Below are 23,522 nucleotides of genomic sequence, written 5' to 3'. Positions count from 1 at the left end.
CGTTCTCTCCCTCCTAGATATCATTTCTGTGCGAATTGATCCGAATTGGCCACGGCGGCGACGTACATCTTGCTCCTGTCGAAGATCGAGTCGACCACCGCGTACTCCTTCATGGTGTGGTTCCACTGCCCGCGCACGCCGCAGGAGCAGATCGTCGGGACGCCCGCCATCGTCGTGGACGCGGCGTCGGACCCGCCGCCGAGCGGGCGGCCGTTGACCTCCGGGAGGCCGTATTCCTTCGCGATCCCCCTTACGTACTCGAAGAACCGCATGCCCTCGTCGGTCGTCTCAAAGACGTCCAGCTTGTTCAGGAAGGCGTATTTGGTGGAGGTGCCGTCGATGTAGGTCTTTTTGCAGATCTCGTCGAGCCGGGCGAGCAGCTTTTCCTTGCCGCTCAGGGTGGTGTAGCGCATGTCGAGCACCACCTCGCAGTGGGCGGGGACCGCGTTGGGCACCGTGCCGCCCGAGATCGTCCCGATGTTGCAGGTGCTGCCGATCGAAAGGTCGGTCATGTTGTGGAAGTCGATGATCTTGTAGGCCATCTCGGCGATCGCGCTCCTGCCGCCCTGGAAGTCGTTGCCCGAGTGGGTCTCCACGCCGTCCACCTCGACCGTGTAGCGCAGGCAGCCCTTGCGGCCGGTGCAGAGGTAGTTGTCGATCATGCCCGTCTCCATATTGAAGGCGCACAGGCAGCCCTTCGCCTCCGCCTCCATCACCTCGGCGCCCTGGGAGCCGGTGTGGTTGATCTCCTCGTCCCCCGAGAAGCAGAACTTGATCGGACGCTCGTCGTACCCGATCCTGTTGAGCGCCTTTACGGTGGTCAGCGCGATCAGGATGCCGCCCTTCATGTCGAGGACGCCGGGGCCGTAGGCCTTGCCGTCGACGATCTTGAAGGGGTTTTCCGGGTGCATGCCCGTCGGGAAGACGGTGTCCATGTGCCCGCAGAAGAGGATCGGCTTGCCCGGGCGGTCCTTGCCCAGGACGCCGACCAGCGTGTCGGCGTTGACGCCCACCGGCACGTACCGGCATTCGAATCCGGCCTTCTCCATCTCCGCCTTCAGGAAGTCGGAAAATATGCGGACCTTGTCCGGCGTCTTGCTCCAGCTTTCACGGTTGACGAATTCCCGGTAGAGCCCGAGGGTCTCCTCCCGGATCTCGTCGATGTACGCATATGCCGCGGAGAGGTCTTTTTTCACTGCAGGTTCCTCCATTCCATTTTTCCCGGTCATTTTCTGCGAAAATAACAAAAGGGCATTAAAAAGTACTTAACAACAACGCTGTTTGTTAAGTACAGTTTAACACCCGTTTTAAAAATGTCAACCTGTTCAATTGAAAATCGTCAAATAGATTTGTTCACAGCCAAAAAATTGTACAATCTGACCATATCGGTCGGTTTCCGCCGCCCGCCGCCGTCAAAAGCTGGGCGGCGTGATCGCGAACAGGACGTCGCACTCCTCGTCCCCGTCGTTCTTCCAGCGGTGGAGGCTCTCGGGCGGGATCAGGACGCTGTCGCCCTCCTCCAGCTCGTAGGGGACGTCGTTGACGTAGACGGTGATCCGCCCCTTGACCACATAGGCGACCTCCTCGCCGTGGTGCATCGTCTCGACGTTGTGGGAATCGTTCTTTCCCGGTACGTGCATCATGCAGAACTCGATGTCCCCGCTGACGTTGGCGGTCAGCAGCTCATAGACGATGTCCTCCGTCTCCGGCCTGCCGAGCGTGATCCGCGCGTCCCGGCGGACTACCAGGTCCCGGTCCTCCTCCTCGCTGAGGAAAAACTTGTACATCGGAACGTCCAGCGCCATGGAAATGAGCTTGAGCGTGTTGATCGACGGGTTCACCAGATTCCGTTCAATCTGGCTTAACATCGAGGCGGTCATGCCCGTCATTTCCGCCAGCTGCCGCAGGCTGATATTCCTTGCGCTTCTACAGTTTTGCAGTACACTGCCGATATCCAGATCTTCCACGTTACTCTCCCATAACCCGCCGGCTCCGCCCGTCCCGGCTTCGCGCCCGGCCGGGGGTTCCCCGCAGCTGTTGTCGTAAATTGTCTTTATTATAGGAGATCGGCCGTTAATTGTCAATGCACCGCCGCGCGCGGGTCCGGCCCGGCGGAGATCCGGTTCCCGCGGGAAACTATGGCACCGGATTGTGCGTACTTGCCGGTCCGGCGGAAGGAGGCTACAATAAGATCAACAGCCGCGTTCCGCCACAGCGCCCCGGCGCCGTCCGGGGCGGCCGATTTTCACGCGGCCCGGGAGGCACTATGGACCGTATCGAACTGATCCGCCGTCTCAACGGCGTCCTGCTTGACGAAATGCCCGCATACCGCGGCCAGGCCGCCGGGTTCCCGGACGACCTGCCCGGCCAGCGCCGCCTGCTGCGCAGCCTGATGAATCTCCGCCCGCCCATGCCGCTGGAGCGGGAGTTCCTCGCCATGCAGGACGCGCTGCTCTGCGCCGAGCGCGCGGAGAGGGGCGTGGTGGACGCCGGCCTCCTCCCCGTCACCGCGGGCGACCCAAGGCTCGCGCTCTGGCAGGGGGACATCACCCGCCTGCGGGCCGACGCCATTGTGGACGCGGGCAACGACGCCCTGCTGGGGTGCTTCTGCCCCTGCCACGGCTGCATCGACAACGCCATCCATTCGGCGGCGGGCCTCCAGCTGCGGGACGAGTGCAGCCGAATCATGCGGGCGCAGGGCCATCCCGAGCCCGCCGGCCGTGCCAAGCTGACGGGGGCGTACAATCTTCCGGCGAAATACGTCCTGCACACGGTGGGGCCGGTCGTCCGGGGCCGCGTGACGGAACGGGACCGCCGGGAGCTGTCCTCCTGCTACCGCGCCTGCCTCGAGCTGGCGGCGGAGCACGGCCTGCAAACGGTGGCGTTCTGCTGCGTCTCCACCGGCGAATACCATTTCCCGAACGAGGAGGCCGCTGAAATCGCCGTCAAAACGGTCGCCGGTTTCCTGCGGGAACCGACATCCGTCAGAAAGGTGATCTTCAATGTTTTCAAGGATCTCGACGCACACATCTACCGGCGGCTGCTCGGAGCGGATCAGCCGTCTGAAGCGGGCGCTTGACCGGGCCGAGGCGGTCGTCGTCGGCGCGGGCGCGGGCCTGTCCGCCTCGGCGGGGCTCACCTATTCCGGGCCGCGCTTTGAAGCGCACTTCGGGGATTTCATCGAAAGGTACCATTTCCGGGACATGTATTCCGCGGGGTTTTATCCCTACGACACCCCGGAAGCGTATTGGGCCTACTGGAGCCGCCACATCTATTGGAACCGCTACGACCAGCCGGTCGGCGAACCCTACCGGCTCCTGCTGGAACTGCTGGGGGACAAGACGTATTTCGTCATCACGACGAATGTGGACCACTGTTTTCAAAACGCGGGGTTCGACAAGGCGCGCCTCTTCTACACGCAGGGCGACTACGGCCTGTGGCAATGCTCCAAGCCCTGCCGTCAGAGGACCTATGACAACGAGGCGGCCGTGCGCCGGATGCTTGCGGAGCAGAAGGACCTGCGGATCCCGACGGAATTGATTCCCCGCTGTCCCATCTGCGGACGTCCCATGACGATGAATCTGCGCTGCGACGCCGCGTTCGTGCAGGACGAGGGCTGGTACGCCGCCCAATCCCGGTACGATGCCTTTCTGCGCCGTTACGGGGGCGGGCGGGTGCTCTTTTTGGAGCTGGGCGTGGGCGGGAATACGCCGGCCATCATCAAATACCCGTTCTGGAAGTTTACGCACGAAAACCCGCGGGCCGTCTACGCCTGCGTCAACCTCACGGAGGCGTTCGCCCCGCGGGAAATCGCCGGGCGGTCGATCTGCATCGAGCAGGATATCGGCGGGGTTTTGCGGGAGATGGCGCGCCTCTAAAGGGCGCGCCGCGGATCCCCGAAGTCCCTCGGCGCTACGGCTTCCGGCGGCCGGGATTTTCCGGGGATCAGCCCTTGCGCACCCGCTCCTCCTGCTCTTTGAGTTTCCCGATGCTCCACAGCGCGGAAAAGCCCTCCACCGCAAGCGCCGCCGACAAAACGGGCTGCGCGACGAAGACGGAAGCCGCGCACGGCGCAAGGCCAGTGAAATGTTCCGGTGAGAGGCGGTATGCCCTGTTAATTTATTACCATTACTGGAACAATCCGAAAAGATGCGCCCGTCAATATGCGATCTGCGGCGTATCACGAAAAAATACCGGCGGCGCGCGACTTCGCCTGCAAAGAAAACTCCGGACAAAACACCTCCGCCAAAAAAACGGACTGGGCAAACGCCCAGTCCGTTTTTTTGTATTTACTTCAGCTGTTACAATCCGGCTTGAGATCCATTCCGAGGCAGTTTCTCCCGAAGAAGCGCTCCCGGAACCTGCCGCTTGGGGACTTGCCGGCGAACGGATTAAAACCGCATTCTTGGGTGAACTGCACGCCGGTCAGGATGCAAGCCAGTACCCGGTCCTACGTTACAAACCGGAAACCATCCCACCGGCTTCTGCATCGCGCGGGGTCGAGGGTGTGATCCGGTATTTTTTGATTTGCAGGCCAATTTTTGGACGCGGTTTTACTTCTTATCATCCGCAGGCCTGGTCCAAGGCCCGGGCGGCAGGACACGCACGCCCCTGCCGGCAACCGCTGCACGTTGGGAGGTGAATGCAATGGACATGGAATTTCTGAAAATGTTCAGTGTGGACGGCGTTTGGGCACTGCTCAGCGTCGCGCTGATCTTTTATATCCTCAAGAGCCAGGAAAAACGGGATGAGCGCCAGGACCAACGCGAGCAAAACTATCAGCAGATGATCCTCAGCCTCACGGAAACCGCGAAGGATATCACGGACGTCAAGCAGCTGCTTCAGGACCATCTCTGCGCCGTCGATGAAAAAAGTCCCGAATGATCCGCCAGCGGAATCCATCAATAGCTTGTTCAGGGTCCGGAGCCGCGTTTCATCACAGCCTGTCGGGAAACGGACGGCTCCTCACGGCCCTCGGCAAATAAAAGAAAAGGAGAATGCACTATGTGTAACTCGCACGAACACCGTCAGACGGCCGGGTTCATCCCCTCCGCGCAGGGGCTGATCCTCGGCGAGATTCCCGGCGCGCAAATCCTGCTCGAGCCCTCTGCGAAAAGCGGGCGCGCCGCGCTCAGCCCCCTGGCCGGCCCGGCTCCCGCCGCTCGCCCGGCCTCCACGGCGATCCCGCGCGCCGCCGCGGCCCCGCCCGACGCGCGCACGCAGGTGAACTACTGCCTGCGCAACGCCGGCAGCGGCCTCTACCTCACGGCGGACGGCGCTGAAACGGGCTCCAACTGCACCCAGCGCGCCTTCGCGGGAACGCCGAACCAGGTCTGGTACCTCACGCAGGAGAGCGGCGGCTGGCAGCTTGCCCCGCGCCACTCCCCCGGCAGACGGCTCGCCGTCCTCTCCGGCAGCGCCGCCGAGGGCGCCAACGTCGGCCTCGCCCTCGGGAAGGATCCGCCCGAGACCGCCCAGCTTTGGGCCCTCTCCAAAAATGCACGCGGCTGCTACGTCCTTTATTCCCGGGCGAGCGGCGGCGCCCGCGCGCTCTGCGTCGATCCCGCCAACGCCTCGGCGGAGGGAGCGAACGTGGCGCAGTACGCCTACACCGACAACGCCGCCCTCAACGACGAGTGGGTTCTCGAGCCCTTCATCGCCCCCTACATGGAATATGACCAGGGGTATTTCATGTATCATTCCGGTTATTCCGGCCTGGCGATCCAGGAACGGCTCAACAGCATCGCGAACGAGGCCTTTTCCATCCTCTACGGGGAGTACGGCCTGCGGCCGGCCCCGTCGGTCAGCGAAATGATCCCCTCCCTTGCGGACGACTGCGCGGGCATGCTTTACCTCTGCGAGCACGGCGGTCCCTGCACCAACACCTACAGCGGCGAGGAGGACGCGCTGCACCACAACAACTGGCCCAAGCAGCTCTACTGGTACCAGGCCCGCGGCCGTTACGACAACGGCTTCCACCTTCTTTGGGACGGCCACCGCAAGTGCACCAACGCCTCCGGCAGGCACTCCAATTTCGGTCTGGGCGAGCAGTTTTACTACGCGAGCGTGCCGCTGAAACCGTATATTGCCATGAATCTCCCGCTCAACGTCACCTTTGAGCAGCTCGTCGCCCTGACGCTGCGCGGCATTTCCGACATCTTCGGGGCGCAGAGCACCGCCCACGATTCCAGCTGCATCGCCGACCCGAACAGCAACACCCAGACGATCTACAACGCCGTCAAAAACGGCGCGCAGAGGAGCTTCTGGTGCAGCGCCTGCCACGCCCGGATGCTCGCCAACATCGACAAGTTTTCAAACAGCCCCGCGTGAGGCCGTGGGAAGGAAAAACGTCCACTTGACATGACATGAAAAGGAGTGTCCCCTATGAAACGAATCAAGGAAGAAAACGGCTGGGTCCTCTATGACCGGACCGAGGAGCTGCGGCGGCGGCTTTCCGCACGCGCGGCCCGTTCCGCCGCCGAGGAGATCGTCAAGCCCGACCCGCCCGGCGACACCATCACCCCCTCATGGAGCGACCCCAAGGACTACAACGACGCGCCCTTCTCGGTCGAGATCGGCAACGAGGACGTCATCCTCAACAGCGGCGCTGTCCAGCTCACCTACGACGACCTCGTGCTGCCGGGCAGGGGCGGCTTCGACCTGCGCCTCTCCCGCCAGTACGACTCCTCCAAGTCGAACACCGAGGACGTCAACCTCTATTACGACGACGAGGAGGGCGACCGCTGGAACACCGTCGTCTACCGCGCCAAGTGGCAGGACCGCAATCCCACCATGTACGTGCGCAAGGAGGACAGCTTCCTCTTCTGGACCTCCAAATCGGCGCTGAACAGCGAGGTGAAGCAGAGGTACAGCGACGTGGAGGTCAAAAACCACGACGGAACCTTCGACAACGACCAGGAGTACTACGACGGCTACATCTGGCCCGATCCGTGGAAAACCAACGTCTTCCTGCGCACTTCCAAGCGTCCGAACGACCATTTTCACAAGCTCTACGGCCTCGGCTACGGCTGGCGGTTCATGCTGCCCTCCATCGAGAAGGTGCTCACCCAGGACTACCGGACCCGCTACAAGACCTTCGTGCACCTTGAAAACGGCCTCTCCCTGCCCATCAACGAGGACGACAACGGCTTTGAGGACTACCCGCTCAAGGACTATGCGGTCTCCAAGTCGAACAACGCCTACACCGTCTCCTATAAGGACGGCCGCAAGGCGTATTTCGATACGAACAACCGCCTTGTCCGCATGACCGACCGGTTCGGCAACGAGATCTCCTTTGCGTACGACGCCGCCGGCCGCATGAACCAGATCACCGACACCTTCGGCCGCGTCATCCTCCTCGAGCTCTCGGGGACCGCCCTCACGGTCAAGCGGCAGGACACCGGCGAAGTCCTCATGACCTACACGGTGGAAAACAGCGAGTTGAAGGCAGCCACCGACAGAGCGGGCCGCACCACCTCCTATACCTACGACCGCCGGAGCCACTACACCCGCATGAGCCGGGAGGAGACGGGCGATCTGCCGGTGGATATCACCTCAGTGCTGCTGACCGCCATCGACCATCCCACCGGCGCGCGCACCGAGTATACCTACACCTCCCGCGTCGACCGCTACGAGTCGCCCTTTGAGGGCGAGCACCAGATCCCACTGCTCGCCTCCCGCCGCGACCTGCCCGGCGCGTCCGATACGGCGGTCGACGAACGCACCTTCAGCTACACCGCGGAGGAGGCGCGCAACAAGCAGAAGGACGACGACGGCGAGCTCCTCTACGGCGTCCAGGACTGGGGCAGTTATTACACGGCCACCGCGACCATCCACACCCACAAGAACGCCTCGGGCGGCTTCGACGTGTGGGAGACCACCGAGTTCCGGGACGACGGCTTCAAGCGTTCGGAACGGCTGTTCCACCGCGTGAACGGCGCGGAAAAGGAGGTGGAGCGGCACGAGTACGGCTACCAGGACCGTCTGCTCAAGACCCAGCTCGACTCCTATCTCAACTACGATTATGCCGGGCTTGAGGACAAGCTCAACATCTGGCAGCGGATCACCGAATACACCTATTCGGCCGACAAGCGGGGCGACGTCCTCAAGAAGATCGAGCGCTATCCGGCTCGTCCCGGCTGCGACCAGGAGCAGGCCTTCGTCTACGACGGCAATTTCAGCATTCCGGTGGAGCAGTCCACGCTGATCGCCGCGGGCCGGTATGTCATCCAGCGCGACACCCTGCGCAGTGAAGCGGACGGCAAGGGCAAGGTGCCCGAATGGCGGAAGGTCTATGAAAAGCGGGACGGCGCGGAGGCCCTTCGGGAGAAGACCCACTACGCCTATGACGCGAACTTCCGCGTGACCTCCGAGAAGCGCTACCACGGGGACGATCTGGAAACGGCGGCGGATTTCGTCGAGACGGCCTACACCTACGGGAGCTACACCGACCAGCCGGTCTCCCAACAGCTCTCCGGCGTCAGGGATATCGACGGCGTCCTCGTCCCTTCGCCGAACGGCGCGGGCGTCCTGCGCACCGAAACCGCCTACGACTGGTTCGGCCGCGCCGTCAGCACGACCGACCCCAACGGCAACACCACCGCGACCGAATACGACGGCGTCGGACGCGTCACCAAGGTGACCCATCCGGACGCAGCCTTCCGCACGACCGTCTACAACGACACCGCCAACACGATCGTCACGACCGACGAAAACGGCTTCTCCCGGCGGCAGGAGTACACCCCGCTGGGCAAAATCGCAAAGGACTACGCCCTCTCCCCCGAGACATTGCTCGTCGAGTACCGTTACGACAGCCTCCAGCGGCTTTCCCGGCAGATCAACTATGACGCCGCGGGCGCGCCGCGCGCCACGATCTCCTATACCTACGACCTGTTCGACCAGGTCCTGACCAAGCAGGCCGTGGGCGAGGGGGTCGACATGCTCGAGACCCACACCTACAACCCCGCCTACCCGGGCGCGACACGGCTCGAACAGGTGGTCACCGCGGGCGAGGAGGGCGCGCCGCAGATCACCAGGTTCACCCAGACCGACCCGATGGGCAAGGCGGCCGTCGAGCAGGTGGGCGACCTCGTCACCCAGCACACCTACGACCGCGCCGGCAACCGCGTCAAGACGGTCGATCCCCGCGGCTACAGCACGATGTGGGAATACGACTACGCCGGGCGGCAGACCCGCGAGATCAACGCGGTGGGCCGCAGCGTCTACACCACCTACGACGCGCTCGGGCGCAAGGTGAAATCCCGCGACCGCGCCGGCCACGACACCCTCTTCACCTATGACGCGGCGGGCCGCCTCATCCAGCAGGAGGCCCCCTTCTACAGGTCCTTCCACACCTTCACCCGCTACTACTATGACGCGGCGGGCAACCTCACCCGGCAGGACCAGCTCTGCTGCGAGGAGGACTACGAGATGGGCTATAACGACGAGTGGCGCGCCACCCGTTACACCTACGACAGCCGAAACCGTGTGATCGACACCATCCAGTACGACGACCGGGCCGACCGGGAGATCCGCACCCGCTTCGTCTACGACGGGTTGGGCAACAAGATCACCCAGTACACCGGCATGCTCGGGGACAGCATCGACGGCGCGGCCGTCACCTCCTACACCTACGACCGCTTCGGCAAGCTGCTGACGACGACCGACCCGATGAATCAGGTCGAGACGAACGCCTATGACGCCACCGGCCTGCTCGTATCGAAAACCGACCGCAACGGAAACGTCACCGCCTATACCTACGACGGCGCGGGGCGCATCGTGCGCGAGACGGTCACGGCGGACGGCGCGGCGTCGAGCGTAACCCACGCCTACACCCGCACCGGGCAGAAGAAGCAGGACGCCAACGGCACGCTGACCGTCTCCTTCGAGTGCGACGCGATGGGCCGGATGGTGAAGCAGACCGAGTCGGACGGCACGGTGAAGGCCTACGTCTACGACGAGAACGGCAACCGCGTGAAGTTCTTCCTGCTGCGCGGCGGCGTCCAGGAGATGAGCCTCACCTATCTCTATGACCGGCTGGGCCGCCTCGTGGAGATGGGCAGCAACAACACGACAGTCGTCAAATACTCCTACGACGCCAACGGCAACCGCACGATGATGATGTATCCGCAGAGCGGCATCTACGTGGGCTACACCTACAACTACGCCAACCTCGTGACGATGGTCGACAACTACGTGGGAAACACCAGCCCGTCCTACCGTACCTACAGCTACTACATGGACGGCAGCGTGAACCGGGTCGACGACGACAGCACCCTCTACGTCTACAGCTACGACTCCATGAGCCGGCTGTACATGGAGGAGGACTACCGCGACGACACCGGCTACGAGCTCGACTTCGCCTACGACCGCTTCGGCAACCGCGAATCGCTCTTCGCCTACAACGCGGATTACGACGACTGGTACGAGATCGCCTACACCTACGATCTCAACAACCGCCTGATCCGCGAGGACCGCGAGGACTTCATCGACTCCCCGGGCCACACGGCGGGCGTTACGGCCACAACCTACGCCTACGACGGAAACGGCAGCCAGCTCACAAAAACGACGGTTGACGGCGCCGAAACGCGGACGTATAATGGATTTGGGCAACTGGAAGGAATTACCGGTCCATCCGGTTCCGCCAGCTTCGCCTACCGTCCGGACGGCCTGCGGTACCGCAAAACGACCGGAAGCGGGAGCGCCGCGGCGACGCACATCCACCTGTGGGATGGGCAGAACATCGTGGCCGAGGTCGGCGCGACGGGCGCCCTGAACACGCGGTACATCCGCGGGACCGGGCTGATCGCGCGGGAGATGGACGGCGCGATGCAGTACTATCTCTTCGACGCGCACGGCGACGTGCTGCACCGGCTGGACGCGAGCGGGAACGTACTCAAGACCTACCGGTACGACGCCTTCGGCAACGAAATCGATCCCGAGCCGCTGGACACGAACCCCTTCCGCTACTGCGGAGAGTACTTCGACCGCGAGATCGGCACCTACTACCTGCGCGCGCGGAACTACGACCCGCGGATCGGAAGGTTCGCCACCGAGGACGCCCTGCGCAGCGCGACCGTTTCGCTCCCGGGGGACAGGAAGGCGGTCGATCCGCTCAGCCTCAATCTGTATACCTACTGCCACAACAATCCGGTGCGGTATACCGACCCGACAGGCTTATCTTCACAAAAGGCAACTTTGAAAGGCTGGCTGGCAAATAATACGTACAAGCTGGGAGTCAAGGGAGCTGTTTATCGTCTGGGTTACGAGCCACTGAAAAGGCTTCGGTCTCGCATGGAGAAACTTTCCGGTACATACTCTGAAGGAGTTGAAGGGAACGCAACCGTCCTTGGGATTATAAACTTTTCGGGTGGGGTTACATCTGTAAAGGATCTGCACGGAAACTCTGCAATACAGGTAACTTACAGTGTGTCAGCTGGTGCTGGTACTGGCGTTCCTGATCTGACGAAGTCCCTAGATGGGCTCGATGAAGGTGCGACTTTTAAAGGCTGGCTGTCCGGTTCTGTAGTTGCAACGCAAACAATTACCAACGCCCCTGACATAACCTACTTGGAAAAATCGACGATCGAAGCGGGCGGCACTGGCGGAGCAGACTTTATCGTGGGGGCCGACTATCTTCGTATTCAAGATGAAAACAAAAACACTTACCACGGAGGAACTATTAAATCAGGAATAGGAAAGGGCTTCGAACTTCATGTAGGACCTACCATCACATCTACATTTTTACATCAAAACATTTTTGACCAACTGGAAGGGTTATATAGAAAAATGTTGGAGTGGTAACTCATGAAAAAACTTCGGTATATCTGTCTCATCCTGATAAGCTGCGTGCTTCTCGGCGGACTGCCCGTTAGGGCAGCCGCCGAGAATACAGGCTTTGATTTGGTCTCTTTCCCTCCGGAAGACGATCTCAGTATAAAAGAGCAACTAGAAAAACCCCTCTCATTGGCGGACACTCCTGGAGCGGGATATATTTATGCTTTTGCAGTGCATGAAAATGGCTGGATCGCATGCTATGTTGCCAAAAAGCAAATAGATGTCTATAACGATAACGGAGAATTCCAATACGGTTATAAGGTAGAGCGGGGTCCTTATAGAGTTGCTTGGTATGGCGACGATATCTTGGTGAACAGCGGAGGGAACTATGTTCGCATTGTTGATTCTCAGGGAAACGTAAAAGATGTTATGAAAATCAGAGAGGGGCACCTTGACCCATATTGGCGTGTTATTAATAGCCTTGAGAAAGAGGTCAACGGAGTTACCTATCGGATGCAACACTCGGTAAAACCTCTGGAGTGGATAAATGCCCTCGTGTGTATTGACCATATCGTTCGGGTTGAACCGGATGGAACGGAAACGATTCTGATCGATATGCGTGACCGTATGCCGCTAATCGTGCGATATGCCTGGTTTTTATTCCCTCTTTACATGGTTTTGGTTGTTTTCTTCTGCGTCAAACAACAAATCGCGCGCAAAAGGCAACGGCCCCAGAAGACGGATTCCGAGGTGTAATTACTTATAAAAACTAAGGCCAACCGGAAGCGGGAGCGCCGCGGCGACGCACATCCACCTGTGGGACGGGCAGAACATCGTGGCCGAGGTCGGCGCGGCGGGCGCCCTGAACACGCGGTACATCCGCGGGACCGGGCTGATCGCGCGGGAGATGGACGGCACGCTGCAGTACTACCTCTTCGACGCGCACGGCGACGTGCTGCACCGGCTGGACGCGAGCGGCAATATGCTCAAGACCTACCGCTACGACGCCTTCGGCAACGAGATCGACCCGGAGCCGCTGGATATGAACCCCTTCCGCTACTGCGGGGAGTACTTCGACCGCGAGATCGGCACCTACTACCTGCGCGCGCGGAACTACGACCCGCGGATCGGAAGGTTCACCACCGAGGACCCGGCCAGAAAAGACCTGAACTACTATGTTTACGGTAGAAATAACCCTATACAATTTACAGATCCAACTGGCATGGCCTCTAGGATCCCGTTAAATAATTATTATGATTCTCAAGAATACCGGGATTTTGTAAAAGGAAACAAAAAAGACCCATGGGATATTGCATACCATCAAGGGCGTACGGCAGTAACATTTCCGATTAAGGAAAATACTAACGGGAGAACATATCCAGGGCATGGGAACTCGAAAGATTTTATTGCCGATAAAGGAACAACCATTCATGCAGCTACCGGTGGAATCGTCGATCGTGTTGACTGGGGATATGCAGATGACTATACCGTAAGAGGATTTAAAAATGATAAGGGGCAAATTTCATATTATGAAGTTGATGCCAGCGGAAACATTAAGCGAGACAATAACGGGGCTCCGATCATTGGAAATCCTTACGGAAATTCCATTCGGATCCGAATGGCAGACGATTCCATTGCGATTTATGCGCACATGTCTTACTCCGAATCTGCACCTGTCGAGGTAGGGAACTATGTCTTCATTGACGCTCCGATCGGCCAAGTTGGAAATACCGGAAACTCATTTGGGAGCCATCTGCATTTCGAAATTAGAAACGGGGCGGATATCAACACCTTCTTCCCAGAACAAGGGGGATAACATGAAGCTTTTTCTCGTCGTTTTTTCCCTTTTATTACTCACCTGCGGCTGTAGTTCCGAAAGGGCGCCCGTGTATAATATCCCCTTAAACAGCTCGTCCAGCGCGCCTGAGTCAGGCGCGCTGGACGAGTTTGTGCCACCTCCAAATCAGGAGGGCTCGTTTCCATATGATTTCTATCCCCCGCCGAAGGAATTCATTGATGCCATATCGTCTATAGACGGCGCCGCTTTGGAGCGGCAAGCTTTCCATAGTGATCTGCTCCAGGCAGGAGACTGCCTCATCTATTTTGAAAAAGATCAACACCCGAAAGAAATTTTCTATTATTTATTGGATGGATCGGGACACGGAACTTTGCTGACGACAACAGAAAATCTGTGGGAAGTACAGCTTTACGATGAAAAAAGTCTCCTTCTAAAAGTCAAAGCAAAAGACGGTTATATCGATTACTTCTGTGTCAACATAGTCTCCGGAAAGCTTACACAGCTGCCTTCCCATGATATGTACTCCCTCTATCGGTATGGAAGAGAAATATATGGAGTAAAAGCTGCATTTGGCCCTCCATCTCCCTGTCCCCCGTATGACATCTACCTCATACGCCCGGATAAGGCGCCGCAGGAATTGGTGAATAAAGTCACAAATTTTTGCTTTTCCAATCATATGCTCTACTATATACAGGAACAAGAACTGCCTGACGCCCAACACAGCCAGTCGCTTTTTGCAATGGATCTAAAGAGCCAGGAAAGCCGCTGTCTTTACGAACTGGAGGACCACATCTCCTACCTGTCAATCCGCGACTCCGATCTGGCTTATATAACCTCGGACAACCGTACTCTCAAACTTATTGATTTAGCAAGCGGAACGGTCCAAAAAGTCCTTCCGCTCAATGATATCTATTTTGAATCTCCGCACAATCCCCTGTCCAGTTATGAGGCAGGTGTGGTTGTTTTCGACGATGCGAGCGATCTTGCTTTCCCCGGAAGTTTTTTGGGATATATCGACTATGCAACCGGCAGTTTTCGCAGGATCTCTGATGTCACGGTCGCGAATTTCTGTGTCATTGGCAAATCGATTTATTATTTAAGATTTGACTACGATGACCCCGAAAGGCAGCTCCATCTTTTCCGGGAAAATTTGTCCGGCAAGCAAGAAGCTATCCTACTTGAATAAGCATATGGCAGAATCAATCGCAATTCCTATCCTATCCCTAAGTTGCCGGATGTAACAGGCGCTACTGGCGCTATAGCTCGGGGAGTCCTGCGCAACAATTAAACAAGCAAAAACGTGCGCTGCACAATTTGCAGCGCACGTTTTTAAATTGCAGCCAATGTCACGCGCTCCTATGGGGCGCTAATTTTTTTGCCTGAAATTGACTGTTGGGTTTTTCTATTTTTACCCTTCTTAGTAAATAGGTGGAACTTTCAGGAAGGGAACCCCCCAAACGTATCAGGGAAGTAAAAAAACATGCCATAAAATCGCGGCGGCCCTTCTTCCCTTCCTCATTCGAAAAAAATCGACATCGGGGGTTAAGTTTCAGCATGTAGCTTCCTTGGTATCACCCAGGGGGGAAGCTCTATGTCTGATCTTCTGGTGAAAAAAGTGCGGGAGGCCCAGCGTACGGATCGTGCGGGTCAAGATGCGATGCTCTGCCTGCTTTCGCAGTTCCGCCCTCTCATGAAAACCTACATACGGCGGCTGCATCTTGTTTCGGCCGAGGATGCGGAGGCCAGCCTGACGCTGCATTTCATCCAAATCATCCGTTCTGTCGATCTAAACAGGGATACCCTGCATCAGGATAACCGTCTCGCGGGCTACATCATAAAAAGCATGCACAACGCCTATATCCAGCTGTCGAAGGCCGCCGACAAAAGCCGCTTCTGTATCCCGATCTCCAATTACACCGGTGCGGACGATGAGAACGGCGGCCCCCCGGGCTGGCTGGAATCTAAAATGTCCTATGAACCCGCGTTCGATGCAAACATTGTTTTGGAGGACCTCCTGGGGGTGCTGACGAAACGTGAGGCGGACATCATCCGCTGCCACTTTATATGTGGGTATGGAACGCGAAGGATCGCCCGGATATTAAGCGTCTCAGAGTCCGCGGTTTCAAAATCGAAGAGGCGGGCGCTGGAAAAGCTGAAGGCCTATATAACCGAACAGGACAAAGCGCTGAAAAACACTTGATCGCCGTGTCTTTATCGTGCCGGCCTTCCACGGCGCGGGCGCGGCGAATGGTCGGGAACTCCCGGCAGGGGAGTTCGGCCGCGCCGATTGCGGCGGCAGGGGTCCCGCATTCGGAACAAAGAAGGAGGGGGTGCCGGCTGCGCTCCCCCTTCTTTGTTATTTTCCCGAACAGCATCAATTGGGACAACTATTTGTTGGGAATCCGTCCTTATTTCACCCTTTTAAATGGTAAAATATAATCGGAGCCGGAGGGGAGGGAGCTAATATGCACAGGAAAAGGGTACCGACTCCGTTCAGCAAGGAAGCTGGACTGCGCGTTTCTAAGGTGCGGCGCGAAAGAGGTCTTTCGCGCGAAGATCTCGCAAACTTGTCCGGCATCTCCACGCAGACGCTGAAGCGTCTGGAAAAAGGAGAGCACGTCATGCTCTATTGTTACGAAGAAATCGCATGCGCCTTGGACGTTCCCGCCTCCTATTTTTTCGGCTGCACGCTGAATCCCGAGGAGGCGGATCAGTTCAGCCCCAGGGCGTATCAGTTCAGCCGGGCCGACATCTTTCGCTTCCTGGAGGAGCATCGGCTTGAGAACGATGGAAAATAAATGGCGGAAGCGCTGCCCGCGTCAATGCGGCACACTGTGAAAACCTGCAACTGATGTACGCGCGGAGGAGGCGGTTACCGTGTATATCATGCTGCCGATTATAGTCGCCGTCCGCATCGGGAACGATGAGGACCGGAAATATCTGGAGGAACTATATAATGAAACCTATCGGGCACTCGTTTCCTATGCCGATTCCATCCTGCAGTGCCGGGAGGATTCCCTCGATCAGGTGCAAGCGCTGTTTCTGGATATGACCGGGCACATAAAGGCCCTCCGGGAGCTGCATTCGCCGTACTGTTATTTAAAGAAATGCCTCACCCATCGGATTTTCAACCTGATCAACGAGCGCGCGGCCAAGCCCTGCTGGAGCATGGACGAATTTGAAGAGAAATATGGAGCTCTGCCCGACGTGTCCGCAGCCGTCGAAGGGGCGGTCATCCGGAACGAGGCCTATCTGCTTCTCCGCGCCTACGTCCAAAACCTGAAACCGCTTTACCGCAGTTTCATCATCCTGCACTATTATTACGGGTTGAAAATCAAGGACGTCAGCAGGCTGCTTGACGTCACGCCGGAATATGCAAGCGTCATCCACAAGCGGGCAAAAGAGGAATTGAAGCGGCTTATTTCCAAGGGAGAAGTGACGTGATGGACATTGAAAGATTCGAACGGGAGTATGAAGAACAATATCTGGAGCACCTGCTGAAATGTGCCGGACTGATCGCGGCGGAACTTGAATGGGAGGCCGACCATGCCCGCGCAGCCGCGGAGCCGGCCCCGGACGAAGAGATAAAAAACCGTATCTGGCGGGAGATCGAACGAAAGCTGGAGAAAGAGCGGCGCGAAGAAGCCCGCGGGAAAGCCGTCCGGCGTGGGATCAAGGGCGCGATGCTTGCGGCGGCCGCCCTCAGCATCCTGCTGGTCGGGCTGTTCGTTACGGTGTCCGCCTTCCGCGTTCCCGTGTCCAACTACTTTTTTGAAAAATATGATAAATACTCAAAATTCATCGTGGACGCCGGCGGGTATACCATTGGAGAAAAACCGGAGAGCTGGGAGAGCGGGTATTTCCCCAAAAGAATCCCGGAGCGGTTTACATTTCTCAGAACCAAAACGGTCGCGGACCGGTCGACCATACAATACATAGATCCCGACCGTGGGATTCTGTTTTTTACAGTCTATCCGATCGCCGACGGTTATTCCGCCGATACGGAGGACCGCATCGAGATCCCCGCCGATCTGGACGGAACGCCGGCAACGGTTTTTGCGCGAAAGGACGGGAGCAAAGTCGGCATCGTCTGGCATAACGGCCTGTACGGGTTTCACATCGACGGGCCTGTCACAAAGGACGAAATCATCCAGATCGCGAAAAGCGTCAGGACGTCGTGAAGCTCTGCAAGGCGCCATTCCTCCGCTCGGTTTTTATGTAAAACGTATGATAAAGGAGTGTTGAACATGAAAAAAAACGGTTTCCCTGCTTCTGGTCTGCATCGTCGCCCTGTTCCTTGCCGTCTCCGGGTCCGCACGCTGGATCGATATCGGCGGGATCGACAACACCTTTAAGGTCAGCGGAAGAACGGCAAGCATCGAAGCGGACGTCAACCTCAGCAGCAACAACGACTGCTCGATGATCGTTGAGCTCCAGAGATACGACGGCCGTTGGAGGACCGTGGAGGACTGGGGCCCGATTGAAGGGCAGGGCGGCTGCGGCATGACCGCCAAACGCGCCCTGTCCTCCGGTTACCAATACCGCGTCTACCTGACGATCACCGTTACCGACCACCGGACGGGAGCCGTCATCGAGACGGTGCGCAACGCGTCCGATAACCAGCCTTTCGTCGAATGAATCCCCGCAGGGCCCAAGGACAAAAAAACGGACACGCATGAGCGTGTCCGTTTTTGGTGCGCCAGAAGGGACTCGAACCCCCGACCTACTGGTTCGTAGCCAGTCACTCTATCCAGCTGAGCTACTGGCGCATACTGACTGTAATCAGCCTTACTATAATACTATGTTTGGAAGGTTTCGTCAAGTCTTTTTTCAAAAATTAACGGAGGCGGCCGCACCCGGACGGGAGCGGCCGCCTGTTTTAATCGAGCACGTAGATATCCACGATCTTGCGGCCGTTGAGGGCGCTCTCCGCGTAGGTGTCGTAGAAGAGGTCGACGTCGACGATGTCGGCGAGCAGGCCGGTGCCGGTGTCGGCGGCGATCGCGCAGCCGTATATGAAATTGTTGTCGTGCGAGACGATATACAGCCGGGACCCGTAGGGAATCTCACGCGGGTCGACGGCGACATGCCCCGGCACCGCGTACCGCCCGCTGGCGGTCTTGGCGCCCTGCCGCGCGCTGTAGCCGGTCGCGACCTGGTTGGTCAGCAGCCGGGCGTACTCCACCGGGCGGCCCTCCTCGTCCACGTTGAGGTCAAAATCGAGCGGGGAAACGGGGGTCAGCGACCCGATGAGGATCGTCTCGGTGACCGGCGCGAGGGTGACCTTCTCGCCGAGCAGCTGCACGTCCTCTTTCTCCCCGTCGACCGTCCTCTGGACGTAGGTCAACGTCTTGATGCCGTCCGCGCCGGGCTGGATCGTCCGACTGTTCCCCACCCGCAGAAGCGGGGAATTCTTGCGCACCGTCTCATAGGGGATCGCCTCGTCGACGGTGTATTTTTCATATTCCACCCGCTGGAGGACGACCTCGTCCCCATCCTCGAGCGACTTTTCGGCGGGAGGGTCCAGCAGGTCGTTGCCGTCGTATTCGATGCCGTTGTCGTGGAGCAGCTCGCTGACGGTCGTTCCGCTGCCCACCTCGTATTCCTGCGTCTCGCCGTCCGCGGTGAGGGTGACGCGGAAGGATTTCGTCGTGTCCACCTGGACGTAGTGTCCCGATATCTCCCCCAGCCCCGGATCGCCGGCCGCCAGGGCGCCCAGGCCGACGCTTTGCAGGATCCGGTCGGGGCGGTTTTCCATCGTATGGCTCACCGTGCGGCCGTCCTCGTCGATGACGTAGACGGTGTTGGTTGCGGTCGTGATCTGGTAGACCACGAACGCCAGCACGAGAGAAAGCATACTGACTGCAAAGATCCGGCTGCGCAGGAACCTGCCCAGCGCGCGGACCTCGCTCCAAAGTTTTTTCATACCTACTCCTTCTTGCTCGCCGGCCGGGGGAATTTCCATCGGCCGGTACGCATTGGGTGCACTCCGCTGTCAAAAAATAATCTGGTAAATTTACCCTTTGCTTAGTATACCGGAGTAGTTGCAATTATATTCAGATTGCATAGTTTTGTCAAATCCATCTTGTGCAACTTCCTCGTCAAAAATTCATTTTGTCAGTTTTTTTCCGCATCTTTTCGACGAATTGGGACAAAATTGCCCCAATCCAAAACGTCGCTGACGGGTAAAATTCACAAAAATTTCATATTAATTTCAGCAGAAGCCTGTCCCCGGGAATCGTTCCGAAAAAACGAAAAACCGCATGGAGCGTGGCTCCATGCGGTTTGAAAAAGCCGGGAAATGATCAGCGCTTGGAGAACTGGGGCGCACGGCGGGCCGCTTTGAGGCCGTACTTTTTGCGCTCCTTCATACGAGGGTCACGGGTGAGGAACCCGGCCTTCTTGAGGATCGGGCGCATCTCTTCGCCGTTCTGGAGCAGCGCGCGGGAGATGCCGTGGCGGATGGCGCCGGCCTGGCCGGAAACGCCGCCGCCCGCAACCGTGCACACAACGTCGAACTTGCCGAGGGTGTCTGTAAGGTTGAGCGGCTGACGGACAATCAGCTTGAGGGTCTCAAGGCCGAAATAGTCGTCGATGTCACGGCCGTTGATGGTGATCGAGCCGGTGCCGGGGTAGAGCCTGACGCGGGAAACGGACTGTTTCCTTCTGCCGGTACCGTAAAAATAAGGTCTGCCTTCGTACATAATCGTTAATTCCCCTTCCTTACAGTGTCCACGCCTGCGGCTTCTGCGCGGCATGCGTATGCTCCGCGCCACGGAACACGCGGCATCTGGTGAGCGCTTTACGGCCAATGACCGTGTCGGGGACCATGCCCTTGACGGCGAGCATCATCGCCAGCTCGGGGCGCTCCTTCATCAGCTTGCTGTACTGGACCTCCTTGAGGCCGCCGATCCAGCCGCTGTGACGGCGATACATCTTCTGATCGAGCTTCTTGCCGGTCAGGACGGCCTTCTCCGCGTTGATGATGATCACATGATCACCGCAGTCGCAGTTGGGCGCGAAGATGGGTTTATGTTTCCCGCGAAGGATCGACGCCGCAACAGCAGCGGTGCGCCCCAGCGGCTTGTCGGCAGCATCAAGGATATACCACTTGCGGGTAATTTCTGCTACCTTCGGCATAGTTGTAGACATACCTTTTCCTCCAATATTCTTCTTCTAAATCCGGTTTGCATTTCGCGACAATTTGTATTATAACCCGCGCCCCGCGCCCTGTCAACACTTTTTTGCAGGTTTTTTAATTTACAAATGACACGCTCTGTTTTTCGCCTGTTTTCTCTTTGGTTCTCCCGTATCCTCCGGATGCAAATCACATTTTCCCGGGGGACGGGAGGCGCTCAAATCACTTCGCTCTCTTTGGGGACGATGATCGCGGCGATGATGTAGGCGATGAGCCCGGGGCCCATCAGCGAGATCAGCACCCATCCCAGGCGGATGAGCGTCGCGTCGACGCCGAAATAATCCCCCAGCCCGCCGCACACCCCGGCGAGCATGCTGTTGGTTTCCGAACGGTAAAGCTTTTTCATAGTTCCTCCTAACTTCCCCGGCGCGCCGGGGGCAGACGGTTTTGGCGCGGACGCGCCGTCAGATGATCTGGAAGAGGTAAAACTTCAGATAGTCGGTCTCCGGAACGTTCCAGAGGACGGGGTGGTCGGGCGACTGCTGGCGCGCCTCGATCTGCCGCAGCTGCACCCCCGCGTCGCGCGCGGCGGAGGCCAGCATCCGCCGGAAGCGGCCGTCGGTCATGAAATGGGAGCAGGAGCAGGTCGCGAGGTAGCCCCCGCGCGGCAGCAGCTTCATCGCGCGCAGGTTGATCTCCTTATACCCGCGCTCCGCGCGGTCCACCGTTTTGCGGCTCTTGGTGAAGGCGGGCGGGTCGAGGATGATGAAGTCGTATTTCTCCGCGCCGCCCTCCAGCGCGGGCAGCAGGTCGAAGACGTTCGCCGCCTTCGTCTCGACGACCCCGTCCAGCCCGTTGCGCCGGGCGTTTTCCGCCGCGAGCGCCACCGCGTCCGCCGAGACGTCCACCGCGCACACGTGCGCCGCGCCGCCCGCCGCCGCGTTGAGGGCAAAGGAGCCGGTGTGGGTGAAGCAGTCGAGCACCCGGCGGCCGCGCGCGAGCTTCGCCACCGCCCGCCGGTTATATTTCTGGTCGAGGAAGAAGCCCGTCTTCTGCCCGTTTTCAAAGTCCACGCCGTAGACGATGCCGTTTTCGGTGATCTCGGTGCGGGTCGGGCCGCCGTCGCCGCCGAACCAGCCCTTGCCCTGCGGAAGGCCCTCCAGCTCGCGGATGGCGGCGTCGTTGCGCTCGTAGACGCCACGGACGGCCTGTCCGTCCCGCTCGAGCACCTTTTTGAGCAGCGGGAAGAGCAGGGGCTTTATCCGCTCGACGCCCGCCGAGAGCGTCTGCGTCACGAGCACCTCCCCGAAGCGGTCGACCGTGAGCCCGGGGAACTGGTCCGCCTCCCCGAAGATCACCCGGCAGCAGGAGGCATCCTCCCCCATCACCGTTTTGCGGTAGTCCCACGCCCAGCGCAGCCGCCGCTCCCAGAACGCCTCGTCGAACCGGTCGTTGGCGTTGCGGGAGAGGATGCGCACGCGGATCTTCGACCGCTCACTGATAAAGCCGGTGCCCAGGTAGGCGCCCTTATCGCTCACCACGTCGATCAGGCCGCCGTTTTCACAGCCGCCCTCGATCCCGGTGATCTCGGTGTCGTAGACCCACGGGTGGCCTTCCTCAATCGATTTCTGCGCCTTGCGCGTGACCGCAGCCCGGGCGAATGGTCTGTTTTGCTTCATGGCTTACTCCAATCGGTATATTTTATACGTTTATTCTCTGTATGTAATAGCTTTCATCCGGGTCGCCGTAGTGCAGCATGAAGGTGTGGCAGTCCTCCGGTACCGCGAAAAAGAGCTGCCCGGAGGTCACCGTGCGGTCGGTGTAGCGCATCCCGTCCACGTCGAGCGGCGTGAAGGGGGCGGGCAGCTCCGCGCCGTAGGGCCACAGCGAACGCCCGCCGTCCTGCCCCACCCGCACGAAGGGCGGCTGGAAGAACTCCCGCCCGAAGGCGTCCGCGTCGGTGACCTCGGCGGTAAAGTCGATAAAGATCGCCTTCTCGCCCGGCAGCAGCAGGCTTTCCAGCCCGGCGGAGTCGGCCGGGCCCGCGGAGTTGACCGTCAGCGTCACGCCCTTGGACGCGCCGACCTCCGTCCCGTAGGTAAAGCTCGCGAGCGCCGAGAGATCCGGCGCGGGCGCGGAGAAAGGCTCCGCGGGGACGGAGCCGTCCGCTCCGTCCTCAAAAAAGCCGTCCGCCGCCGGTGCGGCGGGCGCTTGCCCGTCGTCCCAGTCGTCCCACACCTCCCAGTCTTCCCACTCGTCCGGCGCTTCAAGCGAGGCGGCCATCGCCTCCCGCTCCGCGCGCGCCGCGAGCGAGGCCGCGGCCGAGGCGGCCGCCGCGCCGCGCTCCTGCCGTTCCCGGGCCGCGTGGTAGGCCGAAAGGCCGCCGATCAAACCGCCCACCACCATGATGAGCACGAACAGGAAAATGCCCGCCGCGACCTTCCAGCGGTTGGACCGCTTTTCCTGCGGGGTGGTGGGCGCCGTGTAGGTCGTCCATCCGGGCGGCGGCGTGCCGGGGGCCCTCTTCGGCTGACGGTAGGTCTGCCAGCCCCGCCGGGGCTGCGGCTCCGCCGTTTCCGCGCGCGGAGCGGCCGCTGCGCCCTCCGCGCGGGGAAGCTGGTTATGCGCCCCGCATTTGGGGCAGAGCTCATCCTTGTCGTAATCGTAGACCTTTCCGCAGGAACCGCATTTGATCCGCATTAGGCCACCCCCTCCAGAAAATTTCCCGATACCGGCCGCGTCAACCCCCGGGCCGACCCGGCGGCCCGGTCGTACCGCGGCCACAGACGGCGCGCGGCATTCGCGCGCGGG

General features: G+C 59.5%; 22 protein-coding genes and 1 tRNA gene. 13 read left to right on the top strand and 10 right to left on the bottom strand.

The genetic code is table 11. The features are described 5' to 3' along the window. Window positions 1-20: 20 nt before the first annotated feature. Together NE609_RS06800 and NE609_RS06795 are read right to left on the bottom strand one after the other, a co-directional pair. Window positions 21-1,196 carry a M20 family metallopeptidase gene (locus NE609_RS06800; RefSeq protein ID WP_256152103.1) on the bottom strand — a complete coding sequence of 392 codons (1,176 nt, stop codon included), beginning with the start codon at window positions 1,194-1,196 and terminating at the stop codon, window positions 21-23. A 216-nt stretch (window positions 1,197-1,412) separates the two neighbouring features. Further along, entirely contained in the window at window positions 1,413-1,967 is a 555-nt protein-coding gene (locus NE609_RS06795; protein ID WP_101548676.1) for a cupin domain-containing protein, read from the bottom strand. 299 nt (window positions 1,968-2,266) lie between these two features. Here NE609_RS06795 and NE609_RS06790 point away from each other — a divergent pair, with 299 nt between their 5' ends. Beyond that, window positions 2,267-3,079, top strand: a complete 813-nt coding sequence (locus NE609_RS06790) for a protein-ADP-ribose hydrolase (RefSeq protein ID WP_256152102.1) — start codon at window positions 2,267-2,269, stop codon at window positions 3,077-3,079. Further along, a complete protein-coding gene (locus tag NE609_RS06785) occupies window positions 3,003-3,878 on the top strand; it encodes a Sir2 silent information regulator family NAD-dependent deacetylase (RefSeq protein ID WP_256152101.1) in 876 nt (291 codons plus the stop codon). Before NE609_RS06790 ends, NE609_RS06785 begins: the two co-directional genes overlap by 77 nt. 67 nt (window positions 3,879-3,945) lie before the next feature. Here NE609_RS06785 and NE609_RS06780 read toward each other — a convergent pair whose 3' ends face one another. Beyond that, complete coding sequence (locus NE609_RS06780) at window positions 3,946-4,035, bottom strand: DUF4491 family protein (protein ID WP_243107450.1); 90 nt, start codon at window positions 4,033-4,035, stop codon at window positions 3,946-3,948. A 612-nt stretch (window positions 4,036-4,647) separates the two neighbouring features. Here NE609_RS06780 and NE609_RS06775 point away from each other — a divergent pair. The 11 genes from NE609_RS06775 (at window position 4,648) to NE609_RS06725 (ending at window position 18,211) form a co-directional block, all read left to right on the top strand. Next, complete coding sequence (locus NE609_RS06775) at window positions 4,648-4,884, top strand: BhlA/UviB family holin-like peptide (RefSeq protein WP_101548672.1); 237 nt, start codon at window positions 4,648-4,650, stop codon at window positions 4,882-4,884. Window positions 4,885-5,004: 120 nt separating this feature from the next. Then, entirely contained in the window at window positions 5,005-6,330 is a 1,326-nt protein-coding gene (locus NE609_RS06770) for an RICIN domain-containing protein (RefSeq protein WP_256152100.1), read from the top strand. 54 nt (window positions 6,331-6,384) lie between these two features. Next, window positions 6,385-11,802 (top strand): RHS repeat-associated core domain-containing protein, encoded by a 5,418-nt coding sequence (locus NE609_RS06765; protein ID WP_256152099.1) that lies wholly within the window; start codon window positions 6,385-6,387, stop codon window positions 11,800-11,802. Window positions 11,803-11,805: 3 nt separating this feature from the next. After that, the gene (locus NE609_RS06760; protein ID WP_256152098.1) at window positions 11,806-12,531 is read left to right on the top strand and encodes a hypothetical protein; all 726 of its coding nucleotides are present in this window, start codon (window positions 11,806-11,808) and stop codon (window positions 12,529-12,531) included. A 79-nt stretch (window positions 12,532-12,610) separates the two neighbouring features. Further along, a complete protein-coding gene (locus NE609_RS06755; protein WP_256152097.1) occupies window positions 12,611-13,591 on the top strand; it encodes an RHS repeat-associated core domain-containing protein in 981 nt (326 codons plus the stop codon). A gap of 1 nt (window position 13,592) precedes the next feature. After that, window positions 13,593-14,759, top strand: coding sequence for a hypothetical protein (locus tag NE609_RS06750; protein ID WP_256152096.1), 1,167 nt, complete (start codon window positions 13,593-13,595; stop codon window positions 14,757-14,759). 405 nt (window positions 14,760-15,164) lie between these two features. Continuing rightward, window positions 15,165-15,773: a sigma-70 family RNA polymerase sigma factor gene (locus NE609_RS06745; protein WP_256152095.1), complete on the top strand. Its 609-nt coding sequence runs from the start codon at window positions 15,165-15,167 to the stop codon at window positions 15,771-15,773. Between the two features lie 265 nt (window positions 15,774-16,038). Continuing rightward, entirely contained in the window at window positions 16,039-16,371 is a 333-nt protein-coding gene (locus NE609_RS06740; protein WP_101548662.1) for a helix-turn-helix domain-containing protein, read from the top strand. Between the two features lie 88 nt (window positions 16,372-16,459). Continuing rightward, window positions 16,460-17,017, top strand: coding sequence for an RNA polymerase sigma factor (locus NE609_RS06735; protein WP_256152130.1), 558 nt, complete (start codon window positions 16,460-16,462; stop codon window positions 17,015-17,017). Further along, window positions 17,017-17,754, top strand: coding sequence for a DUF4367 domain-containing protein (locus NE609_RS06730; RefSeq protein ID WP_256152094.1), 738 nt, complete (start codon window positions 17,017-17,019; stop codon window positions 17,752-17,754). The genes NE609_RS06735 and NE609_RS06730 overlap by 1 nt, the downstream gene beginning before the upstream one ends. A gap of 238 nt (window positions 17,755-17,992) precedes the next feature. Then, entirely contained in the window at window positions 17,993-18,211 is a 219-nt protein-coding gene (locus tag NE609_RS06725; protein WP_256152093.1) for a hypothetical protein, read from the top strand. Between the two features lie 54 nt (window positions 18,212-18,265). Here the strand turns inward: NE609_RS06725 and NE609_RS06720 are convergent. From NE609_RS06720 to NE609_RS06690, 7 genes are all read right to left on the bottom strand, one after another. Next, window positions 18,266-18,342 (bottom strand) — tRNA-Arg (locus tag NE609_RS06720). Window positions 18,343-18,452: 110 nt separating this feature from the next. After that, on the bottom strand, window positions 18,453-19,499 hold the full coding sequence (locus tag NE609_RS06715) for a G5 domain-containing protein (RefSeq protein ID WP_158595707.1): 1,047 nt from the start codon (window positions 19,497-19,499) through the stop codon (window positions 18,453-18,455). A 379-nt stretch (window positions 19,500-19,878) separates the two neighbouring features. Then, window positions 19,879-20,277, bottom strand: coding sequence for a 30S ribosomal protein S9 (rpsI, locus tag NE609_RS06710; protein WP_101548644.1), 399 nt, complete (start codon window positions 20,275-20,277; stop codon window positions 19,879-19,881). Between the two features lie 19 nt (window positions 20,278-20,296). Then, window positions 20,297-20,725: a 50S ribosomal protein L13 gene (gene rplM / locus NE609_RS06705; RefSeq protein WP_101548642.1), complete on the bottom strand. Its 429-nt coding sequence runs from the start codon at window positions 20,723-20,725 to the stop codon at window positions 20,297-20,299. Window positions 20,726-20,928: 203 nt separating this feature from the next. Further along, entirely contained in the window at window positions 20,929-21,117 is a 189-nt protein-coding gene (locus NE609_RS06700) for a PspC domain-containing protein (protein WP_101548640.1), read from the bottom strand. Window positions 21,118-21,175: 58 nt separating this feature from the next. Continuing rightward, window positions 21,176-22,390 carry a class I SAM-dependent rRNA methyltransferase gene (locus tag NE609_RS06695; protein WP_256152092.1) on the bottom strand — a complete coding sequence of 405 codons (1,215 nt, stop codon included), beginning with the start codon at window positions 22,388-22,390 and terminating at the stop codon, window positions 21,176-21,178. 22 nt (window positions 22,391-22,412) lie between these two features. Continuing rightward, window positions 22,413-23,411 carry a hydrogenase maturation nickel metallochaperone HypA gene (locus NE609_RS06690; RefSeq protein ID WP_256152091.1) on the bottom strand — a complete coding sequence of 333 codons (999 nt, stop codon included), beginning with the start codon at window positions 23,409-23,411 and terminating at the stop codon, window positions 22,413-22,415. Window positions 23,412-23,522: the final 111 nt, after the last annotated feature.

The organism is Anaerotruncus sp. DFI.9.16 (genome assembly GCF_024461615.1).
Taxonomy (GTDB): Bacteria; Bacillota; Clostridia; order Oscillospirales; family Ruminococcaceae; genus Anaerotruncus; species Anaerotruncus massiliensis.
Note: the sequence above shows the minus strand (reverse complement) of the source record. Positions and strands in the feature narration are given on the sequence as shown.